5 protein-coding genes, 3 pseudogenes and 1 CRISPR repeat array are annotated in these 8,628 nt (G+C 65.2%); of the genes and pseudogenes, 6 read left to right on the plus strand and 2 right to left on the minus strand.

Features of this window, described 5'->3' with window-relative positions:
• The 5 genes and pseudogenes from JMF97_RS31600 to JMF97_RS30405 form a co-directional block, all read left to right on the plus strand.
• A pseudogene (locus tag JMF97_RS31600) lies at positions 1–197 on the plus strand (type I-E CRISPR-associated endoribonuclease Cas2e); the annotation flags it as partial.
• 446 nt (positions 198–643) lie between these two features.
• A CRISPR array of direct repeats spans positions 644–1,891; the repeat unit is 29 nt; unit sequence GGGATCACCCCCGCGTGCGCGGGGAGCAG.
• Positions 1,892–2,427: 536 nt separating this feature from the next.
• A complete protein-coding gene (locus JMF97_RS30390; RefSeq protein WP_203224658.1) occupies positions 2,428–2,922 on the plus strand; it encodes an HAD domain-containing protein in 495 nt (164 codons plus the stop codon).
• A gap of 1,035 nt (positions 2,923–3,957) precedes the next feature.
• Positions 3,958–4,545 carry a hypothetical protein gene (locus JMF97_RS30395; protein ID WP_203224659.1) on the plus strand — a complete coding sequence of 196 codons (588 nt, stop codon included), beginning with the start codon at positions 3,958–3,960 and terminating at the stop codon, positions 4,543–4,545.
• A gap of 609 nt (positions 4,546–5,154) precedes the next feature.
• Positions 5,155–6,077: pseudogene (locus tag JMF97_RS30400) on the plus strand (IS5 family transposase).
• A 131-nt stretch (positions 6,078–6,208) separates the two neighbouring features.
• Positions 6,209–6,928 carry an ISAs1 family transposase gene (locus tag JMF97_RS30405; RefSeq protein WP_238360462.1) on the plus strand — a complete coding sequence of 240 codons (720 nt, stop codon included), beginning with the start codon at positions 6,209–6,211 and terminating at the stop codon, positions 6,926–6,928.
• Between the two features lie 85 nt (positions 6,929–7,013).
• Here JMF97_RS30405 and JMF97_RS30410 read toward each other — a convergent pair whose 3' ends face one another.
• Both JMF97_RS30410 and JMF97_RS30415 read right to left on the minus strand, forming a co-directional pair.
• Positions 7,014–7,157: a hypothetical protein gene (locus JMF97_RS30410; RefSeq protein ID WP_158244827.1), complete on the minus strand. Its 144-nt coding sequence runs from the start codon at positions 7,155–7,157 to the stop codon at positions 7,014–7,016.
• 159 nt (positions 7,158–7,316) lie between these two features.
• Positions 7,317–8,115: pseudogene (locus tag JMF97_RS30415) on the minus strand (IS5 family transposase).
• Positions 8,116–8,461: 346 nt separating this feature from the next.
• Here JMF97_RS30415 and JMF97_RS30420 point away from each other — a divergent pair.
• The coding region (locus JMF97_RS30420) for a transposase (RefSeq protein WP_203224623.1) at positions 8,462–8,628 on the plus strand (167 nt) is incomplete at its 3' end.

The raw sequence follows: 8,628 nt of genomic DNA on the forward strand, positions 1-8,628 counted from the left end.
ACCACCACTGGCAGCCTGTCGACCTCGACGGCATTACGCTGATCCGTCGACCCACCGACCGGAAGACCTACAACCCAGCCCTGTCACATGGCTGGAGCAAGGCATCAAAACGCCGCCGCTTCGGGCGCCGTTCTCCAGAGATCGGCCACACCTCGGTGGCGATCCCGAAACCAGGCGAAGAAGACAGCCCCAGATGAACTCGACCGCTTGCAGGTCACCGACCGCCAGGACCGTGGGACGGGCATACCGACGTGTGAGCCCGGGTACCTGCTCAACGAACGTCCGTCGCCGGCATCCATTATCGACGCAGTTAAACTGGCGGACCGTCAACGCCAGCAGCACCTCGTGGCCGCCCAACCTGACGTCGGCCAGCCGCCGCATATAGCGACGATGCACACTGCCCGACCAGGTCCCACAGGCCACGCACGAGGCCCGCGCTGTCCGCGACGCCGCCGCAATCCTGACTCCGACGCCCGGACCACCACCGCTTCCAGCCGCAGGCCGATCAGATGCGGAAGCAACGCCGAGATGGTCCTCACCCCGGGCACCCAACCCGAACCCCGACGAACGCGACTCCCAGAATGTGTGCCATAGCCAGTTCCACGCGGCGCCGACAGTCGGCCGGGTCCTGGGTCCACGGCCTGGGATCACCCCCGCGTGCGCGGGGAGCAGGGCGGCAGTTCGGTGAGGGCGGTGGCGTAGTCGGGATCACCCCCGCGTGCGCGGGGAGCAGTTGGCTGAGCAGGGCATCCGTCCGTGGTCGACGGGATCACCCCCGCGTGCGCGGGGAGCAGCAGTGCCGTCCGCTGTCGGTGGTGTGGTGCATGGGATCACCCCCGCGTGCGCGGGGAGCAGTTCCTTGCCCCCTACGTCAGCACACAGGCGATGGGATCACCCCCGCGTGCGCGGGGAGCAGGAGACCGCCGACCGCGAAGCCCAGAGGGAACAGGGATCACCCCCGCGTGCGCGGGGAGCAGGGGTGCCGCCGTTCGACCTGGGTCGGCTGCTGGGGATCACCCCCGCGTGCGCGGGGAGCAGCGGCGTGCCGGCGGCCCGACGTGGCCGGCGAGGGATCACTTCCGCGTGCGCGGGGAGCAGGACCAGCAGACGAACGTCCGTAGCTCGCGGACCGGATCACCCCCGCGTGCGCGGGGAGCAGGCCAGGGAAACGCCGGCCGCCGGGCTGACGTAGGGATCACCCCCGCGTGCGCGGGGAGCAGCAGCTGTTCGGCAACGTGGGTGAGCTGGCCCCGGGATCACCCCCGCGTGCGCGGGGAGCAGCAGCTGTTCGGCAACGTGGGTGAGCTGGCCCCGGGATCACCCCCGCGTGCGCGGGGAGCAGCAGCTGTTCGGCAACGTGGGTGAGCTGGCCCCGGGATCACCCCCGCGTGCGCGGGGAGCAGGAGGCGGCCGGGCCGATCCGGGCGATCACCCGGGGATCACCCCCGCGTGCGCGGGGAGCAGGCGGGTCATCCGTTCGGCGGTGGCTGATGGCCGGGATCACCCCCGCGTGCGCGGGGAGCAGGGTGACGAGGGTGCCGAGGGCTTCCTCGGGGCGGGATCACCCCCGCGTGCGCGGGGAGCAGGGCACCCACGGCTTCCGGGTCCGCTACTGGACGGGATCACCCCCGCGTGCGCGGGGAGCAGTCGTACTCCTGCCAGTGGTGCTCGCACGTCTCGGGATCACCCCCGCGTGCGCGGGGAGCAGTCGATTACGAGCTGCTTACGCAGGTTCTCCGACGGATCACCCCCGCGTGCGCGGGGAGCAGGCCCGGATCGCTGCGGCTGGCCAGCTCGACCTCGGATCACCCCCGCGTGCGCGGGGAGCAGCGATCCCCTACGTCTGGGAGACCCCTCCGGACCGGATCACCCCCGCGTGCGCGGGGAGCAGACTTCCTGACCTGTGGTTCTAGAGATCAAGTGAGCTGATTTTCTTTACTTCATTTGCAAGATCCTCTTGCTTCCTGTGGGGTTACGTGTCCGGTCGCCTGCTGGTGGTCGGGGTCCAGCGTAGCGGTTCTGGGGAGCGTCGAACGGCTCGTCGTCGAGGCGACATGGTGGCCGTCCCGGAGCGGTCGATGTGGTGTGTAGACAGGGTGCCCGACGATCGCATCTACGGAGGGCAACCATGGGACGGGGATGCCGACGCTGTGCGCCGACAGCGCCCCCCGTTACCTAATGAATCCCGAACGGCCCGCCCTACGCCACCTGTTCAACCGGCTACTTGGCTGTCTCCATCACTGCTTGGCCACCGGACAGCTATACGACCCGACCAAGGCCTTCGCCCAGGTAACGCCGACAAGCCCCTGAAGTCAGTCCCGTAATGCTTGGGCAACTTCATCAAGCAGATCCCGGATCGCATCATCCTCGGAGATTTCGGACCACTGGAAACCGTCACCTGGTAGCGCCGCAACCGCCTCGCTGAACATGGAAACGGAGATCACGGTGACCGAACGTGCACTGCTGTTCCTTGATGTGGACGGAACGCTCCTGCCGTTCGCCGGTGGCGGGCGGCAGATGGACGATGATGCCAACCCGTTGCTGGCCGGGCTCGACCCCGAACACGGCCGCCGCCTGGCCGCGTTGCCGTGCGACCTGGTCTGGGCCACGACCTGGATGGCCGGAGCGAACGAGGTCCTCGCCCCACGGCTCGGCCTACCTCAGCTGCCTGTCGTCGATTGGCTAGACGAAGATGACGACGACGGTCGGCTGCACTGGAAGACACGCCACCTCGCCGAGTGGGCCGCGGGACGCTCTTTCGTCTGCGTCGACGACGAGATCACGGATGTCGACCGGACCTGGGTGGCGGCACACCACAGTGCTTCCGCGCTCCTGTACCGCGTGGACCCACTCCGTGGCCTCACCGACGCGGACTATTCCGCCATCGCAGAATGGCTGCTGAAGGACAGTCCTGCTGCATAACCCCTATAGGGTGACCAAATGGACATCGTCTGCGGCTCGACGTAGGCTATGCGCAGAGACAAACGAGGGGGAGAGCAGAACCAGAACTCCATAGAGGCTGAGAAGGCGGCGCTCCACAAACTGCCTCCACCACGTAGGTGTCGAGAGTGGAACACCGCCAACGATCGGCCGCTAGACCAACGGGATCGACGTCGACAGCGTCGGACCCGGTTGGGTTTTGGTTTGTGTTGCCCCACCGACACGAACCCCCATGCCTGCGGCGGGCGTGCAGCGATGGGTAGGAGCGCGCCGCTCCCTTGGTAATGGGTGTTCTGCTGGTAGGGGAGCGGGACGCGATGGACTGGCGCGCCCTGTCGGCCCCCCGTTTGCCCCCCGAAAACCCCCGCCCGGGGGTGACAACCAGTGACAAGCTGTGATCATCGCTTGATCATGTCTGCGCAGCTCAGTACTGACGTTCGACAGTCAATGACAAGGTCGGAATGGCTACTGACGGTAACAAGGGGTTTTGACAACCAATGACAAGCCCCGACGAGCGTTGCTCGACAAGAGGTTTCGGTGGGTTCAAATCTCCTCGTTCGCCACGAGAGTCTGGTGTTTCGCCGAAGATGCGCCGGTCGAGAACTCTACTACTGGAAAGTGCCTCTCGGCGATTGCGGACGCCGCGCAGAGGAAGGTGTGCAGGTTGGGCGATTCGGTCGTCTTGATCGGTGATCCGCAGTTGAGACGGTTGTCGCTGCTGGAACGGCCAAAGCTGTCGGCGACGAGGTGGTCCCCGGTCTCTCCCTGTGATCTTCCCGGCCTCGGTGCCTTGCAAGTCTCGGTGAACTGCTCGTCAGCCCCTGCAAGAGCGTGGCGGTTGGATGCTCGAGCTTCAAGTCCTGTGAACGCGAGGCCGACCGCTCTTCCAGCTGAGGTAAAGCACCGATAGCCCCAAAGCAGAAGTCAAAATTTCTACCAGCTCTTAATAAGCTCCTTCCGTCGAATTGCTCGAACGGTTCCGACAGCAAGTCTGGGTGCGGTGGGCCGGCTATGTGGATGCTCGACGCCGTGCGATATGGCGTGGAGGCTGGTGTAGATCCGCGGCTTGTTCTGTCCGTGCTTATGGCAGAGGTTGCGAACTCTGAGGATTGGGGCTTCTTCGAGAGACCGTTGCAGCGAGCCTCGGTTGTCGCTGATTGGCTTGGCATCTATGGTCCGCTCAAGAGCTTCGTTGGCAACGTCACCGGGTTCAAGGATGGGGAGGGCAGTAATCCGCCATCGATTGGATGGGGGAATATTCAAAAGCAGACCTTCGAGAACGTCAAGAAGAATCACCCGGAAGCGCTGGGTGTCGTCGGATGGACCGATCTTATCGGTGATAACTCCCTGGCGATCCGGGTAACTGCCTATGCTCTTGCGGACAATCAAGCCTTGGCGGAGAGGACTGCTCCAGCGAGCATGCGGCGGACCTGGACTCCAGAGCAGGTGGCAGCGGGGATATATAATATCGGAGAAGATAACTATGCTGCAGCTGTCGGGAGAGGAGGCTTCGGCCCCGTGGGCTCCACTTACGCTTCGACAATAGGCCGGTATATGCAAAGGTCAGACGCCTTGATCTGCGGATCGGGTGTGTACAGTTGCTGACCCGGGGGCCTCTAGCGACCGTTATGTTGACTCCGTTATTGGCTGTCGGAATGGCCGCCTGTGGAGTGGAGCCCAATGAATCAATCGATTACCAGCGGCTGATTTTGGTCAGCAATTTCGACTTGATTCGTGAAGGCTATTCAAAATCTGCTTTTGGGGTTTATGTCGGCTCGGCGAAGGTCAGCCTTGTTGACTCGGTGTCTGGCCCCGGTTTGACGTTGGCAGCTGGCCCGGTCGACCTTTCGAACGGGTCATTCAAATACATAGCCGAGGGCAGGGGGCGCGCGGATAGCACGGGCGACTGCTGGGTCTGGTTGTACAGCCTGGACTCAGATCCGTCTACCGTGGAGTACGCTGGTGCCGACCGGCTAACACCCGCCCAGCGTGCGGGCGTATTAGACGGTTCGCTTGTTGTTATCAGGCTCAATGTGCTATGCGACGCCCAAGCTGACGGTTAGCAGGGCAGGGTCATTGCGTTCTAGGCCGTGTGTCATAAGTGCCCGTGGTCTTGGGCGTGAGGTGATCGGCGGGGCGTGTCGGTGACCGGGATGTGGCGAGGTCTCCGGTAACTGGGTTATCGACCAAGACAACCATCTGCACGGAGACCTCGTGGCCAGCGTAGCGGTGACGAGGCGGCACGACCTGACCGACGCGCAGTGGGCGGTGCTGGAGCCGTTGCTGCCCAGACGGAAGAAGCCGGGTCGGCCGCCGAAGTGGAGTAGGCGGCAGCTCATTGACGGGATCAGGTGGCGGGTTCGTACGGGTGCGCCGTGGCGGGATGTGCCGGACTGCTACGGGCACTGGCGCACGGTGTACGGGCTGTACCGGCGTTGGCAGCGGGCCGGGGTGTGGGCGCGGATTCTGTCCGGGTTGCAGGGTACGGCCGACGCGCTCGGGTTGATCACCTGGGACGTGAGCGTGGATTCCACGATCGCCCGGGCGCATCAGCACGCCGCAGGCGCCCGCCGTGACAGCCACACGCAGGTCGAACCACCGGCCGGGGTGGCAGCGGCGTTATCGAGCCGGCCGATCACGCGTTGGGCCGCTCGCGCGGTGGTCTGACGACCAAGCTGCACCTGGCCTGCGAGCAGGGCCGCATGGTGCTCGCGTTCGTCGTCACCGGTGGGCAGCGAGGCGACAGCCCGCAGTTCACCACGGTGCTGGACCGCATCCGGGTGCCTCGCCTCGGCGTCGGCCGGCCCCGGTGCCGGCCGCAGCGAGTCATGGCCGACAAGGCGTACAGCAGCAAGGCCAACCGGAGCTACCTGCGCCGCCGAGGCATCGGCTGCGTGATCCCGGTCAAGGCCGACCAAGCAGCGAACCGCCGCAAGAAGGGCTCGGCGGGTGGCCGGCCGCCCGCCTTCGACCCCACCGCGTACCGCCGACGTCACGCCGTGGAGTGCGGCATCAACCTGCTCAAACAACACCGCGCTGTGGCCACCCGATACGACAAGCTCGCCGTGCGCTACGAAGCCACCGCCACCATCAGCATGATCGACATCTGGCTCCGGAGACTCGAACAGCACTTATGACACACGGCCTAGCCGTGCGGGCGTCTGAGCTGGGGTTTTCCGAGGTGTATTGCCTCTGTGGAGGCGGGTGAAGCCCCCAAGGTGATCATGGAGTTCTCACGCTGCACGACAACCGAGGACTTCACCCGCCGATGACATCATCTCTGATCTCCGTACTGACCGTGACAACCCCCGGGACCGACACGCCACCAGAGCCGATCACCGACAGTGAATGCGGAGGGCTCCTGGTCGCGGTGAGCCTGGTCCCGGACCCACGGAGCCCGCGCGGGGTGCGGTATCCCTTGGCAGCGTTGCTGACCGTCGCGGTGTGTGCGGTCCTGGCCGGTGCCACGTCGTTCACGGCGATCGCCGACTGGCTGTACGACCTGGACGAACCGGCCCTGGTCCGGCTCGGGATCACCCGTGGCGTACCCGCCGGCACCACGGTGTGGCGGCTGTTGACCCGCCTGGACGCCGCCCTGATCAGCACCGTTCTGGCCGGCTGGCTGCGTTCCCGGGCACGACCGCAGGCCGTACGGCCACGCCGCTACCGGACCGTGATCGCCGTCGACGGTAAGACGCTCCGGGGCGCCCGCCTGGGCGACGGCCGTCAGGTGCACCTGCTGTCCGCGCTGGACACCAGCAGCGGCATCGTCTTGGCCCAGGTCACCGTCGACACGAAAAGCAACGAAATCCCCGCCTTCACCCCACTGTTGGACGCCGTCGAGCGCGTGCTCGGCAGTCTGGACGGCGTCCCGTTCGTCGCCGACGCCCTGCATACCCAGACGTCTCACGCCGAGCAGATCACCGCCCGCGGCGCTCACCTGCTACTGCAGGCCAAGGGCAACCAGCCAACCCTGTTGTGGGTTTAAATCCTCTTGTGCTGGTGCTCTCCGTCAGAGCTCGGCGAGGGTGAGCAGTCGGTCCATCTCGGCCAAGGGTAGCGCCGTTGCCGGGTCAGGTGCTGCGTGTGGCGACGTGGCCGAAACCGCGCCGGTAGCGCATTAGCCGGCGAACGAACCCGGCCGGCAACGCCGGATTCTCGGCGAGACCGTCCAACACCTTCGTCAGGTGGGCCGGCGTCGGGGCGTCCTCAGTCATACGCCGCACATCCCCGCGCCCGTTGCGCCGTCACGAGTCTCGCACGTTCAGCACAGGCGGGAATGCCCCAGGTCGGTGGATGAGGGCAGCAATCAGCGGCATCCTGGAATGGTTCGCTAAGAGGACGTCTGATTCACGTAGTTTGTGTGTTATGTGGTTTCATGTTTCTCGCCAGGTCGGTGTGGTTTCGGCGGCGAGTCGTTTGGCAAGGTTGTCGATCATTGCGATGGTGATCATGCTGGCGGAGTTGTCGGGACGGGTCTCGTAGTCACGTACGAGACGACGGTGCTGCATCAGCCAGCCCAAGGTGCGTTCGACCACCCATCGGCGCTTGACGACGCTGAAGCCCTTGACGCTGGGGTCTTTGGTGACAACCTCGACGTCAACGCCCAGGCGGGCACCGTGTTCGACGACGCGGTTTTTGAAGCCGGCGTCGACCCAGGTCTTGGCCAGGGTGGGATGGGCGGTGGTGGCCTGGTCGAGCAGGTCCATGCCGATGGTGTAGTCGCTGACGCTGGCGGCGGTGACGATCACGGTGCGTAGGAGGCCGAGGGTGTCGGTGATGATGCCGCGTTTGCGGCCGACGATCTTCTTGTTCGGGTCGATGCCCCGGGTGGTGGTCGGAACGTTGGTGGATGTCTTGACGCTCTGGATGTCCATTATGGAGGCGGTCGGGGTGGTGGTCCGCCCGTGGTGGTCACGGACCAGGCCGGTGAGGTGGTAGTTCAGTTCGGAGAAGATGCCTTCCTTGCTCCAGGCGGCGAAGTAGGCGTAGACGGTCTGGTAGGGCGGCAGGTCGTGGGGCAGGTCGTGGGGCAGGTGTCGCCAGGCGATGCCGGTGCGATTGACGTAGAGGATGGCGTTGAGGATCTCGCGCAGGTCGTGGGTGGGCGGTGCGGCCGCCGACTCCGGCGTCGGTGCGGGCTTGTCGCCAGGCGGTCAGTCGGGGTGCGATCAGGGCCCAGCGGGCGTCGGATAGGTCGGACGGGTAGGCGCGACGCTCAGAGGACCCGCCCGGTCATCAGAATCGATTATGAATCCGCCGCTCTCGCCACGAGCGTGGATTAAACGTCCAGTTAGAGGGCATTCAGGCAGAGTTCGTAGCTGTTTGCCGGCTTTAAGCGTGGCGGCTTTAGGGGCGATTCGCAGGGATAAGCGAGTATTCGAGGTCGCTGGATCCGTGATCAGGGTGTCCGCTTATCTCACAAATAGGCTCTAGATTCCGTCTAGTCTAAAAATCTTATTGACTCTCCACGTTGGACGAATGCAGGGCCGGCGACTCGGTCTGGTGTAAACGGTGCGCCATGAGTAAGCGGAAGGCCTACCCGAGCGACCTGTCCGATGCCCGCTGGGCGCTGATCGAGCCAACACTGAGCGCTTGGCGGCAGGCCCGACTCGACCGGCGGCCCACCGGCCAGCCGGCCACCGTGGAATTGCGGGAGATCTTCAACGCGATCCTGTACGTCAACCG

The sequence above is a fragment of the Micromonospora fiedleri genome (genome assembly GCF_016774385.1).
Classification (GTDB): Bacteria; Actinomycetota; Actinomycetes; order Mycobacteriales; family Micromonosporaceae; genus Micromonospora; species Micromonospora gifhornensis.

Coding starts and splice junctions, on each gene's coding strand:
- JMF97_RS30395 (WP_203224659.1), top strand. CDS start 3,958: ATGCTCGACGCCGTGCGATATGGCGTGGAGGCTGGTGTAGATCCGCGG.
- JMF97_RS30405 (WP_238360462.1), top strand. CDS start 6,209: ATGACATCATCTCTGATCTCCGTACTGACCGTGACAACCCCCGGGACC.
- JMF97_RS30390 (WP_203224658.1), top strand. CDS start 2,428: ATGGAAACGGAGATCACGGTGACCGAACGTGCACTGCTGTTCCTTGAT.
- JMF97_RS30410 (WP_158244827.1), bottom strand. CDS start 7,157: ATGACTGAGGACGCCCCGACGCCGGCCCACCTGACGAAGGTGTTGGAC.